The organism is Sphingopyxis sp. A083, assembly GCF_001468495.1.
Taxonomy (GTDB): Bacteria; Pseudomonadota; Alphaproteobacteria; order Sphingomonadales; family Sphingomonadaceae; genus Sphingopyxis; species Sphingopyxis terrae.
The window spans coordinates 112,165-137,778 of the sequence record NZ_LNSK01000001.1 but is presented as its reverse complement, the minus strand read 5'-3'; the positions used below and the strand labels follow the sequence as shown (position 1 = coordinate 137,778).

General features: G+C 65.8%; 31 protein-coding genes. 8 read left to right on the top strand and 23 right to left on the bottom strand.

Features of this window, described 5'->3' with window-relative positions; genetic code table 11:
* Positions 1 to 38: 38 nt before the first annotated feature.
* The 5 genes from ATE59_RS00715 (at position 39) to ATE59_RS00695 (ending at position 5,979) form a co-directional block, all read left to right on the top strand.
* Entirely contained in the window at positions 39 to 941 is a 903-nt protein-coding gene (locus tag ATE59_RS00715) for a helix-turn-helix domain-containing protein (protein ID WP_082657243.1), read from the top strand.
* A gap of 161 nt (positions 942 to 1,102) precedes the next feature.
* Positions 1,103 to 2,197, top strand: coding sequence for a phenylalanine--tRNA ligase subunit alpha (pheS, locus tag ATE59_RS00710; RefSeq protein WP_058811263.1), 1,095 nt, complete (start codon positions 1,103 to 1,105; stop codon positions 2,195 to 2,197).
* Positions 2,194 to 4,575, top strand: coding sequence for a phenylalanine--tRNA ligase subunit beta (gene pheT, locus ATE59_RS00705; protein WP_058810850.1), 2,382 nt, complete (start codon positions 2,194 to 2,196; stop codon positions 4,573 to 4,575). The genes pheS and pheT overlap by 4 nt, the downstream gene beginning before the upstream one ends.
* A gap of 28 nt (positions 4,576 to 4,603) precedes the next feature.
* Positions 4,604 to 5,563: an alpha/beta hydrolase gene (locus tag ATE59_RS00700; RefSeq protein ID WP_058810849.1), complete on the top strand. Its 960-nt coding sequence runs from the start codon at positions 4,604 to 4,606 to the stop codon at positions 5,561 to 5,563.
* On the top strand, positions 5,560 to 5,979 hold the full coding sequence (locus tag ATE59_RS00695; protein WP_058810848.1) for a GFA family protein: 420 nt from the start codon (positions 5,560 to 5,562) through the stop codon (positions 5,977 to 5,979). Before ATE59_RS00700 ends, ATE59_RS00695 begins: the two co-directional genes overlap by 4 nt.
* A 2-nt stretch (positions 5,980 to 5,981) precedes the next feature.
* On the opposite strand, the gene ATE59_RS00690 is transcribed toward ATE59_RS00695, so the two are convergent.
* Positions 5,982 to 8,738, bottom strand: a complete 2,757-nt coding sequence (locus ATE59_RS00690; RefSeq protein ID WP_003042285.1) for a [protein-PII] uridylyltransferase — start codon at positions 8,736 to 8,738, stop codon at positions 5,982 to 5,984.
* Positions 8,735 to 11,395, bottom strand: coding sequence for a DNA mismatch repair protein MutS (mutS, locus tag ATE59_RS00685; protein WP_058810847.1), 2,661 nt, complete (start codon positions 11,393 to 11,395; stop codon positions 8,735 to 8,737). The genes ATE59_RS00690 and mutS overlap by 4 nt, the downstream gene beginning before the upstream one ends.
* A 132-nt stretch (positions 11,396 to 11,527) precedes the next feature.
* Between mutS and ATE59_RS00680 the strand changes: the two genes are divergently transcribed.
* Positions 11,528 to 13,792 (top strand): NADP-dependent malic enzyme, encoded by a 2,265-nt coding sequence (locus ATE59_RS00680; protein ID WP_003042279.1) that lies wholly within the window; start codon positions 11,528 to 11,530, stop codon positions 13,790 to 13,792.
* A gap of 71 nt (positions 13,793 to 13,863) precedes the next feature.
* On the opposite strand, the gene ATE59_RS00675 is transcribed toward ATE59_RS00680, so the two are convergent.
* Positions 13,864 to 14,352: an outer membrane protein assembly factor BamE gene (locus ATE59_RS00675; protein ID WP_003042276.1), complete on the bottom strand. Its 489-nt coding sequence runs from the start codon at positions 14,350 to 14,352 to the stop codon at positions 13,864 to 13,866.
* A 171-nt stretch (positions 14,353 to 14,523) separates the two neighbouring features.
* On the opposite strand from ATE59_RS00675, the gene ATE59_RS00670 reads away from it, so the two are divergent.
* Positions 14,524 to 15,054 carry a ubiquinol-cytochrome C chaperone family protein gene (locus ATE59_RS00670; protein ID WP_003042274.1) on the top strand — a complete coding sequence of 177 codons (531 nt, stop codon included), beginning with the start codon at positions 14,524 to 14,526 and terminating at the stop codon, positions 15,052 to 15,054.
* Positions 15,051 to 15,578 (top strand): YceD family protein, encoded by a 528-nt coding sequence (locus ATE59_RS00665; protein WP_058810846.1) that lies wholly within the window; start codon positions 15,051 to 15,053, stop codon positions 15,576 to 15,578. Before ATE59_RS00670 ends, ATE59_RS00665 begins: the two co-directional genes overlap by 4 nt.
* Before the next feature lie 15 nt (positions 15,579 to 15,593).
* Here ATE59_RS00665 and ATE59_RS00660 read toward each other — a convergent pair whose 3' ends face one another.
* The 20 genes from ATE59_RS00660 to rpsS all read right to left on the bottom strand — a co-directional run bounded on the left by ATE59_RS00660 (position 15,594) and on the right by rpsS (position 25,613).
* Positions 15,594 to 16,316 (bottom strand): hypothetical protein, encoded by a 723-nt coding sequence (locus ATE59_RS00660; RefSeq protein ID WP_058810845.1) that lies wholly within the window; start codon positions 16,314 to 16,316, stop codon positions 15,594 to 15,596.
* Positions 16,317 to 16,364: 48 nt separating this feature from the next.
* A complete protein-coding gene (locus tag ATE59_RS00655; RefSeq protein WP_197409112.1) occupies positions 16,365 to 17,027 on the bottom strand; it encodes an adenylate kinase in 663 nt (220 codons plus the stop codon).
* Positions 17,028 to 17,074: 47 nt separating this feature from the next.
* A complete protein-coding gene (secY, locus tag ATE59_RS00650; RefSeq protein ID WP_003042263.1) occupies positions 17,075 to 18,448 on the bottom strand; it encodes a preprotein translocase subunit SecY in 1,374 nt (457 codons plus the stop codon).
* A gap of 237 nt (positions 18,449 to 18,685) precedes the next feature.
* Complete coding sequence (rplO, locus tag ATE59_RS00645; RefSeq protein ID WP_062767596.1) at positions 18,686 to 19,168, bottom strand: 50S ribosomal protein L15; 483 nt, start codon at positions 19,166 to 19,168, stop codon at positions 18,686 to 18,688.
* A gap of 41 nt (positions 19,169 to 19,209) precedes the next feature.
* Positions 19,210 to 19,416, bottom strand: a complete 207-nt coding sequence (locus tag ATE59_RS00640; protein ID WP_003042257.1) for a DUF1737 domain-containing protein — start codon at positions 19,414 to 19,416, stop codon at positions 19,210 to 19,212.
* 1 nt (position 19,417) lies between these two features.
* Positions 19,418 to 19,603, bottom strand: coding sequence for a 50S ribosomal protein L30 (gene rpmD / locus ATE59_RS00635; protein WP_003042255.1), 186 nt, complete (start codon positions 19,601 to 19,603; stop codon positions 19,418 to 19,420).
* A 4-nt stretch (positions 19,604 to 19,607) separates the two neighbouring features.
* On the bottom strand, positions 19,608 to 20,321 hold the full coding sequence (gene rpsE / locus ATE59_RS00630) for a 30S ribosomal protein S5 (protein ID WP_003042253.1): 714 nt from the start codon (positions 20,319 to 20,321) through the stop codon (positions 19,608 to 19,610).
* A 2-nt stretch (positions 20,322 to 20,323) separates the two neighbouring features.
* Positions 20,324 to 20,677: a 50S ribosomal protein L18 gene (gene rplR / locus ATE59_RS00625; protein WP_003042250.1), complete on the bottom strand. Its 354-nt coding sequence runs from the start codon at positions 20,675 to 20,677 to the stop codon at positions 20,324 to 20,326.
* A gap of 3 nt (positions 20,678 to 20,680) precedes the next feature.
* The gene (gene rplF / locus ATE59_RS00620) at positions 20,681 to 21,214 is read right to left on the bottom strand and encodes a 50S ribosomal protein L6 (RefSeq protein ID WP_003042248.1); all 534 of its coding nucleotides are present in this window, start codon (positions 21,212 to 21,214) and stop codon (positions 20,681 to 20,683) included.
* Positions 21,214 to 21,618: a 30S ribosomal protein S8 gene (gene rpsH, locus ATE59_RS00615; RefSeq protein ID WP_003042244.1), complete on the bottom strand. Its 405-nt coding sequence runs from the start codon at positions 21,616 to 21,618 to the stop codon at positions 21,214 to 21,216. The genes rplF and rpsH overlap by 1 nt, the downstream gene beginning before the upstream one ends.
* A gap of 12 nt (positions 21,619 to 21,630) precedes the next feature.
* Entirely contained in the window at positions 21,631 to 21,936 is a 306-nt protein-coding gene (gene rpsN, locus ATE59_RS00610) for a 30S ribosomal protein S14 (protein ID WP_003042242.1), read from the bottom strand.
* 52 nt (positions 21,937 to 21,988) lie between these two features.
* Complete coding sequence (rplE, locus tag ATE59_RS00605) at positions 21,989 to 22,567, bottom strand: 50S ribosomal protein L5 (protein ID WP_003042239.1); 579 nt, start codon at positions 22,565 to 22,567, stop codon at positions 21,989 to 21,991.
* Positions 22,560 to 22,880 (bottom strand): 50S ribosomal protein L24, encoded by a 321-nt coding sequence (gene rplX / locus ATE59_RS00600; RefSeq protein WP_058810844.1) that lies wholly within the window; start codon positions 22,878 to 22,880, stop codon positions 22,560 to 22,562. The genes rplE and rplX overlap by 8 nt, the downstream gene beginning before the upstream one ends.
* 2 nt (positions 22,881 to 22,882) lie before the next feature.
* The gene (rplN, locus tag ATE59_RS00595; RefSeq protein ID WP_003042233.1) at positions 22,883 to 23,251 is read right to left on the bottom strand and encodes a 50S ribosomal protein L14; all 369 of its coding nucleotides are present in this window, start codon (positions 23,249 to 23,251) and stop codon (positions 22,883 to 22,885) included.
* A gap of 68 nt (positions 23,252 to 23,319) precedes the next feature.
* Complete coding sequence (gene rpsQ, locus ATE59_RS00590; protein WP_003042229.1) at positions 23,320 to 23,586, bottom strand: 30S ribosomal protein S17; 267 nt, start codon at positions 23,584 to 23,586, stop codon at positions 23,320 to 23,322.
* A 10-nt stretch (positions 23,587 to 23,596) separates the two neighbouring features.
* Entirely contained in the window at positions 23,597 to 23,800 is a 204-nt protein-coding gene (rpmC, locus tag ATE59_RS00585; RefSeq protein WP_003042226.1) for a 50S ribosomal protein L29, read from the bottom strand.
* 5 nt (positions 23,801 to 23,805) lie between these two features.
* Complete coding sequence (gene rplP, locus ATE59_RS00580) at positions 23,806 to 24,237, bottom strand: 50S ribosomal protein L16 (RefSeq protein ID WP_003042223.1); 432 nt, start codon at positions 24,235 to 24,237, stop codon at positions 23,806 to 23,808.
* Positions 24,238 to 24,248: 11 nt separating this feature from the next.
* Complete coding sequence (gene rpsC / locus ATE59_RS00575) at positions 24,249 to 24,956, bottom strand: 30S ribosomal protein S3 (RefSeq protein ID WP_003042222.1); 708 nt, start codon at positions 24,954 to 24,956, stop codon at positions 24,249 to 24,251.
* A gap of 1 nt (position 24,957) precedes the next feature.
* Positions 24,958 to 25,338, bottom strand: coding sequence for a 50S ribosomal protein L22 (rplV, locus tag ATE59_RS00570; protein ID WP_003042218.1), 381 nt, complete (start codon positions 25,336 to 25,338; stop codon positions 24,958 to 24,960).
* Positions 25,338 to 25,613 carry a 30S ribosomal protein S19 gene (gene rpsS, locus ATE59_RS00565; protein WP_003042215.1) on the bottom strand — a complete coding sequence of 92 codons (276 nt, stop codon included), beginning with the start codon at positions 25,611 to 25,613 and terminating at the stop codon, positions 25,338 to 25,340. The genes rplV and rpsS overlap by 1 nt, the downstream gene beginning before the upstream one ends.
* Between the last annotated feature and the right edge of the window lies 1 nt (position 25,614).

Sequence of the window (25,614 nt, the reverse complement as noted above, 5' to 3'; positions counted from 1 at the left end):
CTGTTGTTTTTTTGCGCATCGCTTTGCAGGGTGGCGCCATGCCAGGGACCAGGGCGAGCCAGAATCTGCCGCAGGATGTGCGCGTCGTGACGCGCTTTTTTCCCGTGTCGGAAGCCCTGCGCCCCTATTGCAGCATTATCTACCGCACCGATGTCGATGCCCCTGCGGGCGTGCGCATCGACGATTATCTGCACCCCGAATGGGCCAATCTGCGCTTTATTTCCGGAACGACGCCGCTCGCGTCGGTCGGCAGCGATGCGCCGAGCGCCACCGCGCCCTTCATCGCGACCGGTCCGACAAGCCGCGCGACCTTCTTTTCGTGCGGCGCGATGCGGGCCTGGGGGATCGGCATCCTGCCGACCGGTTGGGCGAAATTCTTCGACATTGCAGCCGATTCGATGGCCGATCGCTTTTGCGACGGGGCGACGCACCCAGCCTTCGCGGCACTCGCCCCCCTGCTCGACGAGCTTGCCACGATCGAGGATCTTGAAGTCGGCGCGGCGCTGATCGACGCGCGCTTCGCCGCGATGCTCGCGGGCGCGCCGCCCGACGATCCGGCGATCGCAGCCGCCTATGCCGCGCTTATGGACGACGATCTCGGCAGCGTGGCCGATCTGGCCGACAAGCTGGGGATGTCCGAACGCTCGGTCGAGCGGCTCAGTCAGCGCGCCTTCGGCTTTTCGCCCAAGTTGCTGCTGCGCCGTCAGCGCTTCCTGCGCAGCCTTGCCCGATTCATGCTCGACCCGTCGATGGCGTGGATCGATACGCTCGATTATCACTATTACGATCAGGCGCAGTTCACCCGCGACTTCAAGGCTTTCATGGGCATCGGCCCGCGCGACTATGCGGCGCGGCCCAAGCCCATCCTTGGCGCCGCCGCAATAGCGCGCGCCGCCGCCGCCGGTGCGGCGGTTCAGGGCCTCCACAAGCCCGCAGGCTGAACTGCCCGCCCGCCGCGCGCTTCGGGGTTGACCCGCGCGCGTCCTTCGGTGCAAGCGGCGACGGGGCAATGGCAGGCTTTGCGCCGCCGCAGGCCGGACAGAAACAGGCTAAAGACGGTCGCACGCGAACCGGTGCGCGGCCGCCGCAGGACGAAAAGACGATGAGCGATTATCAGGCCATGCGGGCCAAGCTGGTGGGCGAGATCGACGCCGCCGCCGACCTCGACGCGGTCGAGGCGCTGCGCGTCGCGGCGCTTGGCAAGGCGGGCAGCGTGTCGGCCCTGCTCAAGACGCTGGGCGGCATGACCCCCGACGAACGCCAGACGCAGGGGCCGCAGATCCACGCGTTGCGCGAAGCCGTCACCAACGCGCTCGCCGCGCGCAAGGCCGCGCTCGAAGGCGCGGCGCTCGAGGCGAAGCTCGCCGCCGAGCGTCTCGACATGACGCTGCCCGCCGACGCCGCCCCCAAAGGCAGCGTCCATCCGGTGAGCCAGGTCATGGACGAAATCGCCGAAATATTCGCCGACATGGGCTTTGCGGTCGCGACCGGGCCCGAGATCGAGGACGACTGGCGCAATTTCACCGCGCTCAACATTCCCGAAACGCATCCCGCGCGCGCGATGCACGACACCTTCTATTTCCCCGACAAGGATGCCGAAGGCCGCGCGATGCTGCTGCGCACCCACACCTCGCCGGTGCAGGTCCGCACGATGATGAGCCAGGAGCCGCCGATCCGCATCATCGCGCCCGGCCGCGTCTATCGCAGCGACAGCGACGCCACGCACACGCCGATGTTCCATCAGGTCGAAGGGCTGGTGATCGATCGCGATATCCACATGGGCCATCTCAAATGGACGCTCGAAACCTTCCTGAAGGCCTTTTTCGAACGCGACGACATCGTCCTTCGGCTGCGTCCCTCCTATTTCCCCTTCACCGAACCGTCGGCCGAGGTCGATGTCGGTTACCGCCAGGAAAAGGGGCGCCGGATCGTCGGCGGACATGGCGATGACGACGGCCATGCGTGGATGGAATTGCTCGGCAGCGGCATGGTCAACCGCCGTGTCCTTGCCAATTGCGGCCTCGATCCCGACGCGTGGCAGGGTTTCGCCTTCGGCATCGGTATCGACCGGCTCGCGATGCTCAAATATGGCATGGACGATCTGCGCGCCTTCTTCGACGGCGACCTGCGCTGGCTGTCGCACTATGGGTTCGGCGCACTGAATGTACCGACGCTCAGCGGGGGGATTTCGGCATGAAGATCACCCTCGAATGGCTGAAGGCGCATCTCGACACCGATGCGACCGTCGACGATGTCGTCGCGGCGCTCAACCGCATCGGGCTCGAAGTCGAAGGCGTCGAAAATCCCGCCGAGAAGCTCGCGGGCTTTCGCGTCGCCAAGGTGCTGACCGCCGAACGGCATCCGCAGGCCGACAAGCTGCAGGTGCTGACGGTCGATGCCGGCGACGGCGCCCCGCTCCAGGTCGTGTGCGGCGCGCCCAACGCCCGCGCGGGACTGGTCGGTGTGCTCGGGCTGCCCGGTGCGGTGGTGCCCGCCAACGGCATGGAGCTGAAAATCTCGGCGATCCGCGGCGTCACCTCAAACGGCATGATGTGTTCGACGCGCGAACTCGAACTCGGCGACGATCATGACGGCATCATCGAATTGCCCGCCGACGCACCGGTCGGCGCCGCCTTCGCCGATTATTCGGGCGCGGGCGATCCGGTGATCGACATTTCGGTCACCCCCAACCGGCAGGATTGCATGGGCGTGCGCGGCATCGCGCGCGACCTCGCCGCCGCCGGGCTCGGCACGCTCAAGCCGCTCGACGTCCCCGTCATCGCGGGCGAAGGCGCCCCGGCAACCGCGATCCGCACCGACGACACCGAAGGCTGCCCGGCCTTTTTCGGTCGCACGATCAGCGGCGTCACCAATGGCACCGCCCCCGAATGGATGCGGCGGCGGCTCGAAGCGGTGGGGCAGCGTTCGATTTCGGCGCTGGTCGACATCACCAACTATGTGATGCTCGACCTCGGCCGGCCGAGCCATGTCTACGATCGCGCGACGCTGAACGGCGCGCTCGTTGCACGCCGCGCGCGCGATGGTGAAACGGTGACCGCGCTCAATGGCAAGGACTATGTGCTGACCGACAGCATGACCGTGATCGGCGACGACAGCGGCGTCCACGACATCGCCGGCATCATGGGCGGCGAGCATAGCGGGTGCAGCGAAACGACGACCGACGTGTTGCTCGAGGTCGCCTATTTCACGCCCGAGCGGATCGCGCTGACCGGGCAGGCGCTCGGCCTCACCAGCGATGCGCGCAGCCGGTTCGAACGCGGCGTCGATCCCGCATTCCTGGACGATGCGACCGCGATCATCACCGGATATATCCTCGACATCTGTGGCGGCACGGCCTCGACCGTAACGCGCGCGGGCGAGCCGCCGATCGCGGCGAAGACGATCGCCTATGATCCCGCCCTGTCGGCGACGCTCGGCGGGATCGCGATCGACCCGGCGCGGCAGCGCGCGATCCTCGAGGCACTGGGCTTCGGCGTCACCGAAGGCACGCCTTGGCAGATTGCAGTGCCGAGCTGGCGCCGCGACATGGACGCCGCGCCCGACGTGGTCGAGGAAGTGACGCGGATCGCGGGTTTCGACGCCATCGCATCGGTCGCCCTGCCCCGCGCCGACGGCGTCGCCCGGCCGACCGCAACCCCCGAACAGCTGATCGAACGGCGCCTGCGCCGGGGCGCAGCGGCGGCGGGATTCCACGAGGCGGTGACCTGGTCCTTCGTCTCCGAACGCGAAGCGGCGCCCTTCGGCGGCGGCGCCTGGACGCTCGCCAATCCGATCAGCGAGGATCTGAAGGTCATGCGGCCGTCGTTGCTGCCCGGCCTGCTCGCCGCCACGGCGCGCAATCAGAACCGCGGCGCCGACAGCATCCGTCTGTTCGAGATCGGGCGGCGCTATCTGGCCGACGCCGAGCATCCGACGCTCGCGCTGCTGATGGCCGGCGACAAGCATCCGCGCGGCTGGCAGGCGGGCAAGGCCGCGCCGTTCGACGCTTTCGACGCCAAGGCGGCAGCGCTCGCCCTGCTCGATGCTGCGGGTGCCCCTGCCGACCGTCTGCAGGTGATGGAGCCGGTCGCCGATGGGGCGATCTGGCATCCCGGGCAGTCGGCAACGCTACGACTGGGGCCGAAGGCGGTGCTCGCCGAATTCGGTGCGCTGCACCCCGCGCTCGCGAAGCATTTCGATGTCGACGGGCCGGTGATGGCGGTGCAGATTTTCCTCGACGCGATTCCGGCGAAGCGTGCAAGCGGCACGGCGCGTGCGGCCTTCACGCCACCTGCGCTGCAATCGGTGCGCCGCGATTTCGCCTTCCTCGCGCCCGAAACGCTGGCGGCAGGCGATCTCGTCCGCGCGGTCAAGGGCGCCGACAAGGCGAGCATCATCGATGCGCGGCTGTTCGACCGTTTCGCCGGCCAGGGCGTCCCCGACGGACAGGTCAGCCTGGCGGTCGAGGTCGAGCTGCAGCCGCAGGACAAGAGCTTCACCGACGCCGAGCTGAAGGCGATCGCCGACAAGGTGGTCGCCGCCGCCGCGAAACTGGGCGCGGTGCTGCGCGGATAGGCCGGCGACGGCAGAAGGGAAAAGGGTCATGGATACGCGCCACCTGGTCGATCGCGAGCTTCAGCCCCTGATCGACCTGTTCGGACGCGTCGACCTCGACGCCGCGCCGATCGCCGACATTCGCGCCAAGGCGGCCGAAACCTATGCGATCCTGCCGCCGCCGGCCATCGCGCCCGAAGAGTTGCTGATCCCGTCTATCCACGGCGGGCCGGACATGCTGGCCTTCCTCTTCCGCCCGGCTCAGGCGCGCGCCGGTGCGGGTGCGATCCTGCATATCCATGGCGGCGGCATGGTGATGGGATCGGTGCGTCAGATGCAGGCCGGACCGGCGGCGCTTGCCGCGGCCGCGGGCGTGCCGGTGCTGTCGGTCGAATATCGGCTCGCGCCCGAACATCCCTTCCCGGCGCCGCAGGAGGATTGCCATTCGGCGCTCGTCTGGCTCGCCGGACAGGCCGATGCCCTTGGCTTCGATGCGCAGCGCATCGTCGTTGCCGGCGAAAGCGCGGGCGGCGGCCTCGCCGCGGCGCTGGCGATCATGGCGCGCGACCTCGGCGGGCCGGCGCTTGCGGGGCAATTGCTGACCTATCCGATGCTCGATCACCGGACGGGCGGCGATGCCTGCCCCTATCGCAATCCGGTCACGGGCGAGTTCATCTGGACGCGCGCAAGCAATCGCTTCGGATGGAGCGCGCTGCGCGGCGCCTACGCGGCCGATGACCAACGGCGCGGCTGGTTTTCACCGAGCCTCGCCGACGATCTTTCCGGCCTGCCGCCTGCCTATATCGCGACCGGCAGCCTCGACCTCTTCTTCGATGAAAATCTCGACTATGCGCGCCGTCTCGCTGCGGCGGGGGTGCCGGTCGATCTGCACAGCTATGCCGGCGCCATCCACGCCTTCAACGCAATCCCGACTGCCGCCATCAGCCAGCGCTTCACCGCCGGGCTGCTCGCCGCCGCCGCCGCGATGACGGCCCCGGCGGCAGGATGAGCGGGCGGGTCGCCACCTGCCACTGCGGCTTGCTGCAGCTTCGATGCAGCGGCGATCCGGTCAAGATTTCGATGTGCCATTGCCGCGATTGCCAACGGCGAACCGGATCGCTGTTCAGCGTCGCCGCCTTCTTCCCGCGCGAAGCGGTGGCGGTCGCCGCCGGTTCGGCGCAGAGCTTCCGCCGGCCTTCGGCGAGCGGCCACGACGTGACCTTTCATTTCTGCGCCGATTGCGGATCGAACCTGTGGTGGGAACCCGACCGGATGCCGCACCTCTCCGGCGTCGCAGTCGGCGCCTTTGCCGACCCGGATTTTCCGATGCCCGAACAGGCCGTCTGGTGCGACGACCGCCATGCGTGGCTCGACCTGCCGCCGGCGATTGCGGCGCACGCACGCAATCCGGTGAAACGCGCCTGAGGTCAGGCCGCCACCGCCTCCTCGCTGCGACTCGCCGCGGCTTCGAGCAGGCGCTTTTCGAGCGACTTCACGCGCGCCGTGCTGTCGATCTTGTCGCCAATCAGATCGGTGACGTAGAAGGTATCGACGGCGCGCTCGCCATAGGTCGCGACATGCGCGCTGTGCACCGTCACCTTCGACTGGAAGAGCGCATAGGCGAGCTGGTTCAACAGCGCTGGGCGGTCCTGCGCATTGACCTCGATCACCGTGAACCGGTTGGAAGCCTTGTTGTCGATGAAGACATTGGGCGCGATGCGAAAGGCTTCAGCGCGGGTCCGCGGCAGCGCGCGCGCCTCGAGCTTGGGCAGCAGTTTATGCCGGTTGGCGAGCGCGTCCTCGATCGCGCGGGTCAGCCGGACGATCTGTTCGGCCTCGGCAAACGGGCGGCCGAGCGGATCCTGGACCAGGAAATTGTCGAGTGCCAGCCCGTCGCGCGTCGTGTGGATGCGCGCATCGATGATGTTGCCGCCCGCGAGGTGAATGCCGCCCGCGATGCGATAGAACAGCCCCGGATGGTCGGCGGCGAGCACCATCACCAGCGTCGCGCCGCGATCGTCGTCGGGCACTGCCGCGATATGGAGCGGCGCTCCCGACGATTTCTGGATATGGATCAAATTGGCCGCGATCACCTCGACCGGCTCGGCAATCCAGTAGCTTTCGGGCAGGCGCTTGGCGAGCTTCCCGAAATCCTTGTCGCCCATCTGGAGCAGGGCCTGCGCCTCCTCCTTCTTGCTGGCGATCCGCACCTCGCGGCCACGCTGCTTGTGGCCAAGCCGCAGCACTTCCTCGGCCGCATCGTATAATTCGGTTAGCAATTGCCGCTTCCAGCTGTTCCAGACCCCCGGGCCCACCGCGCGAATATCGACAACCGTCAGCACGAGCAGGAGGCGAAGCCGCTCGGGGCTCTGCACGAGCTGCGCAAAGTCGAGAATCGTCTTGAAGTCGGCAAGGTCGCGCTTGAAAGCGGTCGCCGACATCAGCAGGTGGTGGCGGACAAGCCATGACACGGTCTCGGTTTCCGCCTCGTTCAGCCCAAGCCGCGGACAGACGCGCAGCGCCAGTTCGGCGCCCAGCACGCTATGGTCGCCGCCGCGCCCCTTGGCGATATCGTGGAGCAGCACTGCGACATAGATCACGCGCCGCGAGTGGATCTGGTCCATGATCGCGGTCGACAGCGGATGATCGTCCTTCAACCGGTTCTGTTCGATGTCGGACAACAGGCCGATCGCGCGGATCGTATGCTCGTCGACTGTATAATGATGATACATGTCGAACTGCATCTGCGCGACGACGCGGCCGAAATCGGGCACGAAGCGGCCGAAGACCCCGGCCTCGTTCATCCAGCGCAGCACCGTTTCGGGGTCGCGCGGAGAGGTCAACACATCGAGGAACAGCGCATTGGCGCGCGCGATGCGCCGCACCTTGCCGTCGATCAGTTTCGCATCGTGGCGCGCCTGGCGCATCGCCTGTGGGTGGATTTCGAGGCCATATTTGTCGGCGAGCTGGAATATCTCGAGCAGGCGGACCGGGTCTTTGCGGAAATAGTCGTCCGACGGCAGTGCAAGCCGGCCGCGATCGAGGACGAAGCCGTTGAGCCGGCCCGGCCGCCGCCGCAGCGTCGGCAGAAAGCGCCGCCCGCGCGCCGCGAGCTGCTCGTCGAGATGCGCAAGGAAAGTGCCCGTCAGATCGCCGACGCTCTTCGCGTGGAGAAAATAGAGCTGCATGAAGCGTTCGACCGGGCTTTTGCCGGGCCGATCGGCAAATTGCATCCGCGCCGCGATCTCGCGCTGGAAATCGAAGGTCAGCCGGTCCTCGGCGCGCCCGGCGAGGATATGAAGGTGGCAGCGTACCGCGAGCAGGAAATTTTCGGCGCGCGAAAACTGCCGCAGTTCGCGCGCACTGAGCAGCCCCGCATCGACGAGCTCGGGCACGGTGCGGACGCGGTGGATGAACTTGCCGATCCAGAACAGGGTGTGCAGGTCGCGCAGCCCGCCCTTCCCTTCCTTCACATTGGGCTCGACGACATAGCGCGAATCGCCCATGCGCTTGTGCCGTTCATCGCGCTCGGCGAGTTTTTCGGCGACGAAGGCGCGGGCATTACCCGCCATCACCTCGGCATCGAAGCGCGCCGCCGCCTGATCGTAAAGCGCGCGGTCGCCCCAGATGAAGCGCGCCTCGAGCAGCGCGGTGCGAATCGTCAGATCGTCCTTCGCGGTGCGCACCATCTCATCGAGCGAACGCGACGAATGCCCCACCTTCAGGCCCAGATCCCACAGCGTGTAGAGTTGGGCTTCGATGACCTGCTCTGTCCAGCTCGTCTGCTTGAACGGGGTCAGAAAGCCGATGTCGACGTCGCTGAACGGCGCCATTTCGGCACGGCCATAGCCGCCGACCGCGATCACCGTAATCCGTTCGCCCGCCGACCGATTGCTTGCGGGATAGAGATAATCGACAGTGAAATCATAGGAAAGGCGAACGATCTGGTCGATCAGAAACGCCGTCGCCTGCGCCGCGACGCGCCCCGAAGACGGGTGGTCGAGCAGGCGGCGGGCGATCTCTGCGCGGCCGTCTTCCAATGCCTCCTTCAGCAACGCGACCATCGCGCCGCGGCGCTTGCCGGCGTCGGCCGTCTCGGCGGCGATGGCATCGAGCCGATCGGCGAGCAGGCGCCGGTCGATGATCGCGCGGCGGTGGGGAAGGTCGCTGAAAATGTCGCTCATCCTTCCTCCGCCACGATCTGCTTGAGCCGATAGAGCGCTTCGAGTGCGGCGCGCGGCGCCAACGCATCGGGGTCGATCCCGGCGAGCGCCTCGCGCAGCGCGTCCTTTGCCGCTGCGGGCGCTTCGGCGAGCGTCGCGGCGAACAGCGGCAGATCGTCGAGCCCCGCCGCCAGTCCGCCGGTTGCCTCGCGTCCCGCCTCCAGCTTGGCGAGCACCGCCTCGGCGCGCCTCACGACGCCGGCGGGCACACCGGCGAGCCGCGCGACCGCCAGACCATAGCTCCGGTCGGCAGGCCCCTCGGCCACCTCGTGCAGCAGGACGAGATCGCCCTGCCATTCGCGCGCGCGGACATGGTGGAGCGAAAGCGCGTTCAGCGTTTCGGCAAGCCGCGTCAGCTCATGATAATGGGTTGCGAACAGACAGCGGCACCGGTTCACCTCGTGCACCGCCTCGACCACCGACCAGGCGAGCGCGAGCCCGTCATAGGTCGAGGTGCCGCGCCCGACCTCGTCGAGAATCACGAAGCTCTGCGGGGTCGCCTGCGCGAGGATCGCCGCGGTCTCGACCATCTCGACCATGAAGGTCGATCGCCCGCGCGCCAGATTGTCGCTCGCCCCCACGCGGCTGAACAGCCGGTCGACCAGCCCAAGGGTCGCGGCGCTTGCCGGCACGAAGGCGCCCGCCTGCGCGAGCACGACGATCAAAGCGTTCTGGCGCAGGAAGGTCGATTTACCGCCCATATTGGGGCCGGTGACAAGCCAAAGCCGGTCGGCTTCGGACAGCGACACATCATTGGGGACGAAGCGTTCGCCGCTTTTCGCCAGGGCCGCCTCGACCACCGGATGTCGCCCGCCCCTTACGTCGAGACAGGGTTCGTCGGCGATATCCGGCCGACACCAGTCGTGGCTCATCGCATGGTCGGCGAGCGCCGCGGCGACGTCGATCCGCGCGAGCACGTCGCAGCTCGCGGCGATCGCCTCGCGGCGCTGGGTCGCGGCTTCGGTCAGCGCTTCGAGATGCGCAGCTTCGGCTGCCACCGCATGCACCCCCGCCTGGGTCACGCGCGTCGCCGCTTCGTGCAGATCCGACGAGTTGAAGCGAACGACGCCCGCCAGCGTTTGCCGATGGGTGAAGCCCGATCCGGGCGCCATCAGCGCATCGGCGTGGCGCGCCGGCACCTCGACATGATAGCCGAGCACGCCATTGTGGCGGATCTTGAGCGCCGCGATGCCCGTGCGGTCGCGATAGCCCGCTTCGAGCGCCGCGATCGCCTTGCGCCCGTCGCGCGCGGTCTCGCGCAGCGAATCGAGTGCGGCGTCATAGCCTTCGGCGATATAGCCGCCCTGCGCGGCATCGACCGGCGGGGTTTCGATCAGCGCACGCGTCAGTTCATCGACGAGCGCGCCATGACCATCGAGCCCCGGCAGCAGCCGCGCAAGCAGCGGCGGAAGATCGCCGCGCAGCGCAAGCCGTTCGCGCAGGAGGCGTGCACCGCCGAGCGCGTCGCGAAGCTGCGCCAGATCGCGCGGCCCACCGCGCCCAGCGACAAGACGGCCGAGCGCGCGGCCCGCGTCAGGTAGCGCGCGCAAGGCGGCGCGCAGATCGGCGCGCCACAAGGCATCGCGAGCCAACGCATCGACGAGATCAAGCCGGTCGAGAATCGCGCCCTTGTCGGTGAGCGGGCTTGCAAGGTCGTCGGCAAGCAGCCGCGCGCCCGCCGCGGTCACGGTGCGGTCGATCGTGCCGAGCAGGCTGCCGTCGCGCGCGCCGGCCATGGTGCGAACCAGCTCCAGGCTCTCGCGCGTCGCCGCGTCGATCGCCATCCGGTCGCCCGCGCTGTGCCGCACGGGCGGCTGCAGAAAGACCGCCCCGCCGGTGCCGACATGGTCGAGATAGGCGGCGATCGCGCCCATGGCGGCGATTTCACCGCGCGAGAAATTGCCGAAGCCGTCGAGCGTCTGCACCCCGAACAGCGTCTCGAGCCGTTTCTGCCCCGCGCCACTCGCGAACTCGGCGGCGGGGCGGCGAACGATCTGGCGCGCCGCCGACGGCGGCTGTTCGTCCGCCGCCTCGCTGATCAGCAGTTCGGACGGGGCCAGCCGCGCCAGTTCGGCATCGACCGCTTCGCGCCGCACCGCGACGACCTCGAACCGCCCGGTAGAGATATCGGCGGCGGCGATGGCGACCAGCCCTTCGCTGCCGACCTCGGCAAGCGCCGCAAGCCGGTTCGCGCTGCGCCCTTCGAGCAGCGCCTCTTCGGTCAGCGTGCCCGCCGTGACGAAGCGCACGATGTCGCGCGCGACGAGCGCCTTCGATCCGCCGCGCGCCTTGGCCTCGGCGGGGGTTTCGACCTGTTCGGCGATCGCGACGCGGTGGCCGGCGCGGATCAGGCGGGCGAGATAGGATTCGGCCGAATGGACGGGGACGCCGCACATCGGCACCGGCTCGCCGCCATGCTCGCCGCGCGAGGTCAGCGCGATGTCGAGCGTCGAGGCCGCTGCCTTGGCATCGTCAAAAAACAGTTCGAAGAAATCGCCCATGCGGTAGAAGAGCAGACAATCGCCGGCCTTTTCCTTGAGCGACCAATATTGCGCCATCATCGGCGTCGCGGCGGGAGGGGCCTTGCTGTTGCTGTTGGCGGGAGCGGGAACGGACATCCGCCCCTGCTTAGTCATTGGGGCTCGCATGGCAAGGCGCGCGGGCCAGAAACACAGGGTTCCATTTCGCCAAGCCGACGCTAGGGAATGGGCTCGGACGCGCATCCTGATAATCGAAGTAGGGGATAAAGAATGGACGGCGGCAGCAAGGTGCAATTTTCGGACCGCGAGGCCCTGCTCTATCACAGCTATGGGCGGCCAGGGAAAATCGAGATCATCGCGTCGAAGCCGATGGCGACGCAGCGCGACCTCAGCCTCGCCTATTCGCCCGGCGTTGCCGTCCCCGTCAACGCCATCGCCGAAAATCCGGCGGCCGCTTATGATTACACCGCGAAGGGCAACCTCGTCGCCGTCATCTCGAACGGCACCGCGATCCTGGGTCTCGGCAATCTGGGCGCGCTTGCATCGAAGCCGGTGATGGAAGGCAAGGCCGTCCTCTTCAAGCGCTTCGCCGACGTCGATTCGATCGACCTTGAGCTCAAGACCGAAGACCCGCAGGCGTTCATCGACGCGGTCGAACTGCTCGAACCGAGCTTCGGCGGCATCAACCTTGAGGACATCGCGGCCCCCAACTGCTTCATCATCGAGGCGGCGCTCAAGGAAAAGATGAACATCCCGGTGTTCCATGACGACCAGCATGGCACCGCGATCATCACCGCCGCCGGGCTCATCAACGCGTGCCATCTGACCGGGCGCGATCTGGCCGACATCAAGGTTGTCGTCAACGGCGCCGGCGCTGCGGCCATCGCCTGCACCGCGCTGATCAAGGCGATGGGCGTGCGGCACGAAAATGTCATCATGTGCGACCGCAAGGGCACCATCTATCAGGGCCGCACCGAAGGAATGGACCAGTGGAAATCGGCCCACGCCGTTCCGACCGAAGCGCGCGACCTGACCGAAGCGCTTAGCGGCGCGGACGTCTTCCTCGGCCTGTCGGCGGCGGGCGCGCTCAAGCCCGAGATGGTGAAGGACATGGCGCCCGCGCCGATAATCTTCGCGATGGCGAACCCCGACCCCGAAATCTCGCCCCCCGATGCCCGTGCTGCGCGCCCCGACGCGATCATCGCAACGGGGCGTTCGGACTATCCCAACCAGGTCAACAATGTGCTGTGCTTCCCCTTCATCTTCCGCGGCGCGCTCGACGTGCGCGCGACCGCGATCAACGAAGAGATGAAGATTGCCGCCGCCTATGCGATCGCCGATCTCGCGCGCCAGCAGGTGCCCGAGGAAGTGGCGGCGGCCTATGGCGGCCGCGCGTCGAGCTTCGGCCCCGAATATATCATCCCCTCGCCCTTCGACCCGCGGCTGATGGAGATCGTCCCCGCGGCGGTCGCGAAGGCGGCGATGGAGACGGGCGTCGCGCAGCAGCCGATCGACGATCTGGAGGCGTATCGCACGCGGCTGCGTGCCCGGCTCAATCCGACCACATCGGTCCTCACCCTCGCCTATGAAGCGGCGCGCGCCAATCCCAAGCGCGTCGTCTTTGCCGAGGGCGAGGAAGAAGTGGTGCTGCGCGCCGCGATCCAGTTCCGCGACGGCGGCTATGGCATCCCCGTCCTCGTCGGGCGCGAAGGTCTGCACAACAAGCTGCGCGACATGGGCGTCGCCGACCCCGAAAGCTTCGAGGTTCATAACAGCGTCAATTCGCCGCACGTCCCGCAGATGGTCGAAATGCTCTATGAGCGGCTCCAGCGCCGCGGCTATCTGCGCCGCGACATCGAACGTATGGTCAACCGCGATCGCAACATCTTCGGCTCGCTGCTGCTCAAACTCGGCCTTGGCGATGCGATGATCACCGGCGTGACGCGCACTTATTCGCAGACGATGCGCGAAGTGCGGCGGGTGATCGACCCTGCCGAGGGCAAGACGGCCTTCGGCATTCACGTTCTCGTCGGACAGCATCACACCATCTTCATGGCCGACACGACGGTCAACGAACGCCCCTCGGCCGAAATGCTCGCCGACATCGCCGACCGCACGGCGCAGGTCGCACGCCGCATGGGTCACGAACCGCGCGTCGCATTCCTGTCCTATTCGACCTTTGGCAACCCGCCGGGATCGTGGCTCGACAATATCCGCGATGCCGTCCACATCCTCGACGATCGCCAGCCGGCCTTCGAATATGAAGGCGAAATGTCGCCCGACGTCGCGCTGAATCCGCGCGTCATGGCCAATTATCCCTTCTGCCGCCTCTCGGGCCCCGCGAATGTTCTGGTGATGCCGGGGCTGCAGTCGGGCAATCTGTCGGCAAAGCTGCTGCGCGAACTCGGCGGCAGCGCCGTCATCGGACCGATGCTGATCGGGATGGAAAAGCCGGTGCAGATTGCAACCATGGCATCCACCGCCTCGGATCTGGTCACGCTGGCGGTTCTGGCGGCCGGCGGCATCGCAGTCTGATCAAACGAAAAACGGCGCCGATCCATGGATCGGCGCCGTTTTGCTTTCTTCTGCCGATCGGCAAGCGAGGTTTATTGCCCCTGTGCGCCGCCCCCGACACCCGGCGCGCCGACCGCGCCGATATTGCCGAAAATATCCTCGAAGAAGCTGCGATGACGGCCCAGCGTCGGCGTGCTGTCGCCGTTCGGGCTGATCTTGCTCACCTGTTCGAGCCCGGTGCGATCGACGCCGACGACATTGCCTGCGGGATCGAAGCTGACGCGCAGCACCTGCTGTGCCACGGGCCGCGGGTGGGCGAAGGCGAGCTGGCGCGTTTCGCGCGACAGATAATAATATTCATTGTTGCCGAACTGGCCGACGAAGGTCGGACGGCCAAGCGTCTTTTCCACCGACTCGCGATTGTCGACGCCGGGGGTGATCGCCTGGGTCAGCACCGGATCAACGATATAACCCTGACGCCCCTTGAGCTGGGCGCATCCCCCCGCCGACAGCGCAAGCGCGACCCCGGCAAGGATGAGGCCCGCGCGGCGGCCGGTAAGCGAGGCAATGGTTTTCGGCATCAATCGGTCTCCGTTGCGCGCGGCTCGCCGGACGGCGGCGCAGGCGCTGGCTTGTGCGCCTCTTAACCGCAAGCGGACGGGACGCACAAGCGGCTTATGCCGCCGCAAAGCTTGCTGCAGGCTGACCGGTGCCTCTTTTCCGCGACGCCGAATGGGCCTAAGCGGTGGGCCATGTTCTCGATCAGCAAATTCTTCCGATCCGCCCCCGATCCCCGCGAAGCGCGGCGTCCGCTCTGGAATGCCGTCGTCGCGGCCGCGCGTGCGCCGCACTGGTATCTGGCGGGACAGGTTCCCGACACGCTCGACGGCCGCTTCGACATGGTCAGCTTGGTGCTGGCGCTCGTCCTCCATCGCATCGACGATGATCCCGACCAGGCGCTGGCGGGGGTTGAACTGACCGAATTGTTCGTCGCCGACATGGATGGGCAGATGCGCCAGATCGGCTTTGGCGACATGGTGGTCGGCAAACAGGTCGGTCGCATGGTTGGTGCGCTCGGCGGACGGCTGGGAGCCTATCGCGCGCCCGACGGATCGGCGGCGCTGGAAGAAGCGCTGGTGCGCAATCTGTGGCGCGGCAAGGCGCCGCCCGCCGAAGGACTGGCGCATGTCATGGCAGCGGTCGCGGCCCTGCGCACGGGGCTTGCCGCGATCCCGGTTGCGGACCTGGTCGTCGCCGACCGCTTGCCCGGAGAGCCCGCATGACCAATCCCGAGCTTTCGCACATCGTCACCCTCGCCGACGCGATGCAGGGCCGCAAGGTCGCGCTCGACGCCGACGAAGCGACCCGCGCCGCGATCGCCAAGCGTCTCGGCCTGATCGCGCTCGATCGCTTCGTCGTCGAGGCCGAGGTGTTCGCCGTCGCCGGCGGGATCGCCGCAAGAGGCCGCATCACCGCAGAGGTCGTACAGGCGTGCGCCGCCACCGATCTCCCCGTCCCCACGCACATCGCCGACCCCTTCGACCTGCGCTTCCTGCGCGACATCGGCGCCGACGCGAGCGAGGAAGAAGAGGTCGAGATCAGCGCGGATGATTGCGATGTCCTGCCGCTCGAAGGCGATCGCGTCGATATCGGCGAAGCCGCGGTGCAGACGCTGTCGCTGGCGCTCGAGCCCTTTCCGCGCCATCCCGATGCCGACCGCATCCTCGCCGAAAAGGGCGTGCTGACCGAAGAACAGGCCGGCCCCTTCGGCGCGCTCGCCCAGCTGCGCGACAAGGACGCTTCCTGACGTCGGCAGCGGGCTTCAGTCGCGCTTGGGCTCGTCCTTGACGAGATCAGCGACCGCGGCGTCGAGACCCGAATCAGCGGGTGCCGGCTCCTCCGCCGCGCCGTCCGCATCGGCATTGCTATCCGCCGGTTTGGCCGCTTCGTCCGCGCCTTCGCCGGACTTATCCTCGGCCGGCTTGTCGCCGCGCGCGACCGGGAGCGATCCGCCGAGCGCGTTCGCGAGCCCGACCATCTGTTCGGCCAGTACCTTGTCGACGGCGGGAGCGATGTCGGCGACCTTGAAGCGCATATAGCCGCCGACGACATAGTCGAAGCGGATCGCGCTGCCCGTCGGCGTCTTTTTGATCTGGATCGTCAGCGTCCCCGTGACCGCCTCGCCCTGCAGCGGCCCGAATGCGCCCGACAGGCGCATCATTTCGCCCGGCTTGGCGAAGATGATCCGCGCGTGCTGGACGCTGCCGACGCCCTGTCCTTCGTCGGGAAGTTTTTCGCAGAAACAGCCGCCAGCCTGCGAATCGAGCCAGAAATTGGCGGCATCGCCCGACCAACTATGCTCCTTCGACCACCATTTGTCGGGCGTGCGGAGCATTTTCCACACATCTTCGGGCGTCGCGGCGACCTGCGCCGTATGCGCGACGGTGAAACCGATGTCGCTCTGGTCGATGACCTTGGACGCTGCCGGCGAGGCGATGCACGTCGCCGCGAACAGGAGCGCGCCGAAAGACGATTTCACATGCATGGATCATTCCCCCTTCGCCATCTTCATAGACGGCGCCAGGGGGGCTGACTAGCTGGCGTCGCTTCGCAGGATCGCCTCGATCGCATCGTTGACGGCGTCGATCGCGGCCATGCCATCGACCTTGCTGACGATCCCGCGCGCTTCGTAGATCGGCAGGATCGGTTCGGTCTTCGCGCGATATTCGGCCATGCGCGTGCGCACCGTTTCCTCATTGTCGTCGGGACGGCGCTTGAAATCATGGCTGCCGCACACGTCGCAGGTGCCTTCGACCTTCGGCAGCTTGTAGCGATCGTGATAGCCTTCGCCGCAATTTGCGCACGAAAAGCGTCCGGTGATCCGGTCGACGAGCGCGTCTTCGTCAACGACCAGTTCGACGACATGGTCGAGCTTGCGACCGCGCGCCGACAAGATGCCGTCGAGCGCCTCGGCCTGCGCCGCGGTGCGCGGATAGCCGTCGAAGATGACCGAGGTTTCGTTCCCGAGCTCGTCGAGCCGCTCGCCGATCAGGCCCGAGACGATTTCGTCCGACACCAGTTCGCCCGCGTCCATCACCGCCTTGGCCTGCAGGCCGATCGGCGTTCCCGCCTTGACGGCCGCGCGGAGCATGTCACCGGTGGAAAGCTGGACCATCCCATGCTCTTCCACCAGACGCGAAGCCTGCGTTCCCTTGCCGGCTCCCGGCGGTCCAAGCAAAATGATGTTCAGCGTCATGACGCCCCCTGTTGCCTACCCTGTCAGGATTTCGCCTAGCGACCGCGTCAGCGGCGCGCAATGCCGCCCTTCAATTTGGCCTTCTTGATCAGATCGCCATATTGGTGAGCGAGCATGTGGCTCTGGATCTGGCTGATCGTATCGATGGTGACATTGACGATAATCAGCAGGCTGGTGCCGCCAAGCTGGAACGGCAGGCCCGATCCGGCGATGAAATATTCCGGGATGAGGCAGATGAGCGCAAGATAGCCGGCGCCGATAACGGTGATGCGGGTCAGCACGAAATCGAGATAGGCCGCGGTATTCTTGCCCGGGCGGATGCCGGGGATGAAACCGTTCTGGCGCTTCAGATTGTCGGCGGTTTCCTCGGGGTTGAAGACGACCGCGACGTAGAAGAAGCAGAAGAAGATGATGCCCGCGGCATAGAGCGCCATATAGAGCGGCTGGCCGTGCGCGAGATACTGGTTGATCGTGATGAGGAAATCGCCCCAGGCGGTGTCGCCCTTCACATTATTGCCCAGCATCTGCGTGACGGTCAGCGGCATCAGCAGCAGCGACGAGGCGAAGATCGGCGGAATCACGCCCGCAGTATTGACCTTCAGCGGCAGGTGGCTGCGCTCGGCCTGCATCACGCCGCGCTGCGTCGCGCGCTTCGGATATTGCACCAGCACGCGGCGCTGTGCGCGTTCCATGAAGCTGATGAAGGCGATGATGATGATCGCGCCGCCGATGACTGCGACGATCGTGCCGCCGCCCATCGATCCTTCACGAACCTGCGTGAACATCTGGGCAAAGCTGCGCGGAAGCTGCGCGAGAATGCCCGCCATGATGATCAGCGAGACGCCGTTGCCGATCCCGCGGCTGGTGATCTGTTCGCCAAGCCACATCAGGAACAGCGTGCCGCCGACGATGCTGATGACTGCGCCGACGCGGAACATCATGCCCGGATCGACGACCGCGGCGATGCCCTGGCTCTGCCCGAGCGTTTCCAGGCCGACGGCGATGAAATAGCCCTGGATCGCGGTGAGCAGCACGGTGCCGTAGCGCGTATATTGGTTGAGCTTCTTGCGGCCGCTTTCGCCCTCTTTCTTGAGCGCGGCGAGGCTCGGGGCCAGCGCCGCGGCGAGCTGCACGACAATCGACGCCGTGATATAGGGCATGACGCCGAGCGCGATGATGCTCATGCGCTCCAGGCTGCCGCCCGAGAAGGTGTTGAAGATGTCGAGGATGCCGCCCGACGCCGCCTGGCTGTAAAGGCGCGACAGCGCCACGGGGTCGACCCCGGGCAGCGGCACGAACGACAGGAAGCGGAAGACGATCAGCGCACCGATCGTGAACCAGATGCGGTTCTTGAGTTCGGTCGCCTTGCCGAACTTCGAAAAATTGATGCTGGAAGCAAGCTGGTCGGCGCGAGAGGCCATGGGTAGTTTCCTCGAGGATATTCCGGACCGCGCCCCCGGCGACCCCGCGCCTATGTGCGTTCGGCGGTTACGAAGCGCAAGGGGAAAGGCCCATTTTTGATGGGGCGTTCATTCGCCCCATCGATCCGTTCGCATTGGGCAGGGCGGGAATGCCTCTCGAACCTGCGCTATCGAACGGGAATAGAGATGGTCACAAAGACGAAGGGCGATCCCTTTCGGAACCGCCCCTTGTCCGAATTACTCGGCCTTCGCTTCGGCCGCCGGCAGGTCGACCTTGCCGCCCGCCTTTTCCACCGCCTCGATCGCGCCCTTCGACGCGCCGGCAACGGCGAAGTTGAGCTTCGCGGTCAGTTCGCCCTTGGCGAGGAGACGGACGCCGTCCTTGCCGCCGCGGGCCACACCGGCCGCCTTGAGCGCCGCATGGTCGACAGTCGCCTTGGGGTCGAGCTTCTTGGCATCGACCAGCTTCTGCACCTGGCCCAGGTTCACGATCGCGAAATCTTTACCGAAGATGTTGTTGAAGCCGCGCTTCGGGATGCGCATGTGGAGCGGCATCTGGCCGCCTTCGAAGCCGTTGATCGCGACACCGCTGCGGGCCTTCTGGCCCTTCTGGCCGCGGCCGGCAGTCTTGCCCTTGCCCGAACCGATGCCGCGTCCGACGCGCATACGGCCCTTGCGGGCGCCATTGTTGTCACGAAGATCGTTAAGCTTGATAGTCATTGCACTCGCTTTCGCTTTTGTCGCGCTTTGAACCCGGTGTTTCAGTCGGGTTCGATTTCACTCGACGGTTGGAAGCCGGGATAAGGCCCGGCCTTTTCCATCACGATCGCCTGCGCCACATGGCCGCGGCCATCAACGCAGGTGATCGACGGACTTCCGTGAAGTTGCCACCCCCGATTGAGCAGCCCTTCGACACGCGCGCAGAAGGCGGCATCATCGGGACCGGTCAACAGGCGATACAGCTTCACCTTAGCCCTCGATTACTTCCACCATGTGGGGAAGCTTGCGGATCATGCCGCGCACTTCCGGGGTGTCGACCAGTTCGACTTCGCGGTTCATCTTGCCCAGGCCGAGGCCGGTCAGGATCTTGCGCTGGTCCTTGGGACGACGGATCGGCGAACCGATCTGGCGGATCTTGATCTTCTTGTCGGCCATTGTCTTACTCCGTCACCGCCGCGGCTTCAGCCTCGGCTGCACGATCGGACACGCCGCCGCGCTTGATCAGGTCCGAAACCTTCTTGCCGCGACGCTGCGCGACCGACTTCGGGCTGGTCTGTTCGCCGAGCGCCTGGAAGGTCGCGCGGATCATGTTGTAGGGGTTCGACGTGCCGACCGACTTGGTCACCACATCGGCAACACCGAGCGATTCGAACACGGCACGCATCGGGCCACCAGCGATGATGCCGGTACCTGCAGGCGCCGAACGCACGGTGACGTTGCCGGCGCCGAAATGGCCGCGACCGTCATGGTGCAGCGTGCGGCCGTCGCGCAGCGGAACGCGAATCATCGCCTTTTTCGCAGCGGCGGTCGCCTTCGAAATGGCTTCGGGCACTTCGCGCGCCTTGCCATGACCGAAACCGGCGCGGCCCTTGCCGTCACCGACGACGACGAGCGCGGCGAAACCGAAGCGCTTGCCGCCCTTCACGGTCTTCGAGACGCGGTTGATGTGGACGAGCTTTTCAATCAGCTCTTCGCCACCGTCTTCGTCGCGCGGACGCCGGTCGTCGCGGCGACCACGGCCACCGTCGCGACCGCCACGTCCGCCATCACGACCGCCGCGACCACGGCGACCCGTGACTTCGGCGTTGGTGGTTTCAGGCGCCAGGATCGCCTCGGGCTGGTTGCCCTGACCCGTGGTGTTTTCGTCAGCCATAATCAGAACTCCAATCCGCCTTCGCGCGCCGCGTCGGCCAGCGCCTTGATGCGCCCGTGGAACAGGAAGCCACCGCGGTCGAACACGACCTGCGTCACGCCCGCCTTCTTGGCGGCGTCGGCAAGGCGCTTGCCGACTTCGGCAGCAGCCGAAGCCGTCGCGCCGGTCTTGCCGCGCAGATCCTTGTCGAGCGTCGAAGCCGCAGCCAGCGTCTTGCCGGCGGCGTCATCGATGAGCTGCGCATAGATGTGGCGGCCCGAGCGGTGCACCGAAAGGCGCGGACGCCCGGCAGCACGCAGACGGAGTGCGGTACGAACGCGCTGGCGGCGTTTTTCGAAAGGGGTAAGATGTGCCATGGCTTACTTCTTCTTGCCTTCTTTGCGGAAGATGTACTCGCCGCGATACTTGATACCCTTGCCCTTATAGGGTTCGGGCTTGCGCCAGCGACGGATTTCCGCCGCGACCTGGCCAACCTGCTGCTTGTCGATACCGCTGATCTCGATCGTCGTGTTATCCGGCGTCTTGATCTCGATGCCTTCCGGCACCGCGAAATCGACATCGTGGCTGTAGCCGAGCTGCAGCTTCAGATTCTTGCCCTGCGCGTTGGCGCGGTAGCCGACACCCGTGATTTCGAGCACCTTGGTGAAGCCTTCGGTCACGCCCGTGATCAGGTTCTGCACCAGCGTGCGCTGCATGCCCCAGAAAGCGCGCGCTTCGCGGCTTTCGTTCGCGGGCTGCACCGAGATGGCGCCTTCGCCGACTTCATATTTGATGTTGTCGGACAGCGGCATCGCCAGCGTGCCCTTGGGGCCCTTGACCGACAGCTGGCCGCCGTCGATCGCAGCGGTAACGCCGCTGGGGATCGCCACTGCCTTTTTACCGATGCGCGACATTAGAACACCTCCGCCAGCACTTCGCCGCCGACATTATGCTCGCGTGCTTCGGCGTCCGAAAGGACACCGCGCGGGGTCGACACGATGGTGATGCCCAGGCCGTTGCGAACCACCGGCAGTTCTTTCGAACCCGAATAGACGCGGCGGCCCGGCTTCGAGACGCGCGCCACGTGGCGGATCGCCGGCTGGCCTTCGAAATATTTGAGCTCGATGCGGATGCCCTTGTGCTGGCCCTTGGTGCCGAGCACTTCTTCGCTGTAGCCACGGATGTAGCCTTCGCGCTTGAGCACGTCGAGAACGCGGACACGCAGCGTCGAAGCCGGCGTCAGGACGCTGTCCTTCTTCGCCTGCTGGCCGTTGCGGATGCGGGTGAGCATATCACCCAAAGGATCGGTCATTGCCATGTTGCGTGTTCCTTACCAGCTCGACTTCACAACGCCGGGGATCAGGCCCTTGTTGGCCAGATCGCGGAGCTGAATACGGCACAGCCGGAATTTGCGATAATAAGCGCGCGGACGGCCCGTCAGTTCGCACCGGTTACGGATACGGGTCGGGTTACCGTTGCGCGGAATTTCCGCCATCTTGAGGCGCGCGATCAGACGCTCGCCGTCGTCGAGCGAGGTGTCGGCCGCTATGGCCTTCAATTTCGCATAGCGGCCGGCATATTTCTTCACCAGCTTCTTGCGACGCTCATTCTTGTTCACCGAACTCAGTTTCGCCATGACTTAAGTTCTCTTTCCTTGTTCCTGTCCGGCCCGAGGTCCCAGCGGGGACTCAGGCGGCTTCCTTGGCCTGGGCTTCGATCGGGAAGGGGAAGCCGAACAGCTTGAGCAGTTCGCGGGCTTCCTCGTCCGTACGTGCCGACGTGGTCACGATCACATCCATGCCGCGCACCTGATCGATGCGGTCATAGTTGATCTCGGGGAAGATGATCTGTTCCTTCAGGCCGAGGGCATAGTTGCCCCGACCGTCGAAGCTCTTCGGCGACACGCCGCGGAAGTCGCGGATGCGCGGCATCGCGATCGTGATCAGGCGGTCGAGGAATTCATACATCCGCTCGCGACGCAGGGTCACCTTGCAGCCGATCGGCATGCCTTCACGCAGCTTGAAGCCGGCAATCGACTTCTTCGCCTTGGTGATAACGGGCTTCTGGCCCGCGATCAGTTCCATTTCCGAAGCGGCCGTTTCGACCTTCTTCTTGTCCTGGACCGCATCGCCCACGCCCATGTTGAGCGTGATCTTCTCGATCTTCGGAACTTCCATCGCATTCTTGTAACCGAACTTTTCGGTCATCGCCTTGACGATCTGGTCGTCATAGAGCTTGCGCATGCGCGGGGTGTAGTTGTCAGCCATTGATCGTCTCCCCGGACTTCACGGCCACGCGGACCTTCTTGCCGTCCTTGGTTTCAAAGCGGACGCGCGTCGGCTTGCCGGTCTTGGGATCGGCAACCGCGACCTTGCTGACGTGCAGCGGCGCTTCCTTGCGCTCGAGGCCGCCCTGCGGATCCTGCTGGCTCGGCTTCTTGTGGCGGGTGATGATGTTGACGCCCGCGACGACGACCTTGCCGTCCTTCGGCAGGCTCTGCGTCACTTCGCCGGTCTTGCCCTTGTCCTTGCCGGACAGGACGACGACGGTGTCACCCTTCTTGATCTTGGCCATACCCATGGTCAAAGCACCTCCGGCGCCAGGCTGATGATCTTCATATAGCCCTTGCCGCGAAGTTCGCGGACGACGGGGCCGAAGATACGGGTGCCGATCGGCTCTTCATTCTTGTTGACGAGCACGGCGGCGTTGCTGTCGAAACGGATCACCGAACCGTCGGCACGACGAACGTCCTTGGCGGTGCGAACGATGACGGCACGATGCACGTCGCCCTTCTTCACCTTGCCGCGCGGCTGGGCTTCCTTGATCGAGACGACGATAAGGTCGCCCACGCCGGCCGTGCGACGCTTCGAGCCGCCCAGCACCTTGATGCACTGGACGCGCTTCGCGCCGCTGTTGTCGGCGACTTCCAGTTGTGACTGCATCTGGATCATCGATGCATTTCCTTCTTCCTTGGCCTACCGGGCCATCCCGGCGGTTCCGTGAAACTTGCGTGAAGCCCTCAGGCTTCGGCCGCTTTCGGCTTGGTGGAGGTTTCGACCTTTTCGAGAACCTTCCACGTCTTCAGCTTCGAAATCGGCTTCGTTTCCTCGATGCGGACGGTTTCGCCAGCCTTGATGGCGTTGTCCTCATCATGGGCGTGATACTTCTTCGAACGCCGGATGATCTTGCCGTAGAGCGGGTGCTTAACCTTACGCTCCACCTTCACCACGACGGTCTTGTCGCCCTTGTCGGACACTACCGTGCCGGTCAGAATGCGCTTCGGCATGACAGTCTCCTTACTTCGCCGCCGCGCGAACGCGCGCGGTTTGTTCGGTCTTGATGCGGGCGATCGTGCGCCGCACTTCCTTGACCCGCGAAGCCTTTTCGAGCTGGCCCGTGGCGGCCTGGAAACGGAGGTTGAATGCCTCGCGCTTCAGTTCGCCAAGCTGTTCGGCGAGCTGGTCGTCGGTCTTCTTGGTCACATCTTCGGTCTTGGCCATGGCCCTCAACCCTCCAGGTGCGAGGTGTCGCCGAGGCGGGCGACGACCTTCGTCTTGATCGGCAGCTTCATCGCCGCACGCTCGAACGCCAGCGCGGCCACGGGGCCGGGAACGCCGTCGAGTTCGAACAGGATGCGGCCGGGCTTGACGCGAGCGGCCCAATATTCGGGCGCGCCCTTGCCTTTACCCATACGGACTTCGGCGGGCTTCGACGACACGGGAAGGTCGGGAAACACGCGAATCCAGAGGCGGCCCTGACGCTTGATCGCACGGCTGATCGCACGGCGAGCCGCTTCGATCTGGCGCGCGGTGATGCGCTCGGGTTCCATCGCCTTCAGGCCGTAGGAGCCGAAGTTCAGGCTGGTGCCACCCTTGGCATTGCCATGGATGCGGCCCTTGAAGGCCTTGCGGAACTTGGTTTTCTTCGGTTGCAACATGTCAGCGTTCCTTAACGGCGTTCATCGCGCGCCGGGCGAACGCCCGACGTCTGCGCGTCGAGCATCAGCCGGTCGGTCGCCATCGGGTCGTGGCCCAGGATCTCGCCCTTGAAGATCCAGACCTTCATGCCGCACACGCCATAGGCGGTGTGGGCTTCGGCCTCGGCATAATCGACGTTCGCACGCAGCGTGTGCAGCGGAACGCGGCCTTCGCGATACCATTCGGTGCGGGCGATTTCCGCGCCGCCGAGACGACCCGCACAGTTGATGCGGATGCCTTCTGCGCCCAGACGCATCGCCGACTGAACCGCGCGCTTCATCGCACGGCGGAAGGCAACGCGGCGTTCGAGCTGGTCGGCAATGCCCTGCGCGACGAGCTTGGCATCGACTTCCGGCTTGCGGATTTCGACGATGTTCAGGCTCACGTCGCTGCCGGTCATTTCACCGAGCGCCTTGCGCAGCTTTTCGATGTCCGCGCCCTTCTTGCCGATGATGACGCCCGGACGGGCGGCATAGATCGACACGCGGCACAGCTTCGCCGGCCGTTCGATGACGACCTTCGAAATCGCGGCCTGCGGCAGGGTCTTGAACACATATTTGCGGATCTTCAGATCCTCGATAAGCATGCGTCCATAATCCTGGCCTTCCGCGAACCAGCGGCTGTCCCAGGTGCGGTTGACCTGCAGGCGCAGGCCGATCGGGTTGCTCTTCTGGCCCATCTTACGCCTCTTCTTCCTGTTCGCGGACGACGATGCGGATGCGGCTGAACGGCTTTTCGATCCGGGTCGATTTGCCGCGACCGCGCGCATGCCAGCGCTTCATCGTGAACGACTTGCCGACGCTCGCTTCCTTGACGACGAGTGCATCGACATCGAGGTTGTGATTGTTTTCCGCGTTGGCGACGGCGCTGGCGAGAACCTTGCGCACGTCGACAGCCATCGCCTTCTTCGAGAAAGCGAGGACGTTCATCGCGTCTTCGACCTTGCGGCCGCGGATCAGCGCGGCAACGAGGTTCAGCTTCTGCGCCGAACCGCGAATCTGCGTGCCGACCGACAGCGCCTCATTGTCCGCAACGCGGCGAGGGGATTTTTCCTTGCCCATTAGCGTTTGCCCTTCTTGTCGGCCGCGTGACCGGGGAAGAAGCGCGTCGGCGCAAATTCACCCAGCTTCATGCCGACCATGTCTTCATTGACCGACACCGGCACGAACTTGCGGCCGTTGTAGACGTTGAAGGTCAGCCCGACGAACTGCGGCAGGATAGTGGAGCGACGCGACCAGGTCTTGATCGGGGCAGAGCTGCCGCCGTCCTGAGCCGCTTCGGCTTTCTTGAGGAGATGAAGGTCGACGAACGGACCCTTCCAGACCGAGCGTGCCATG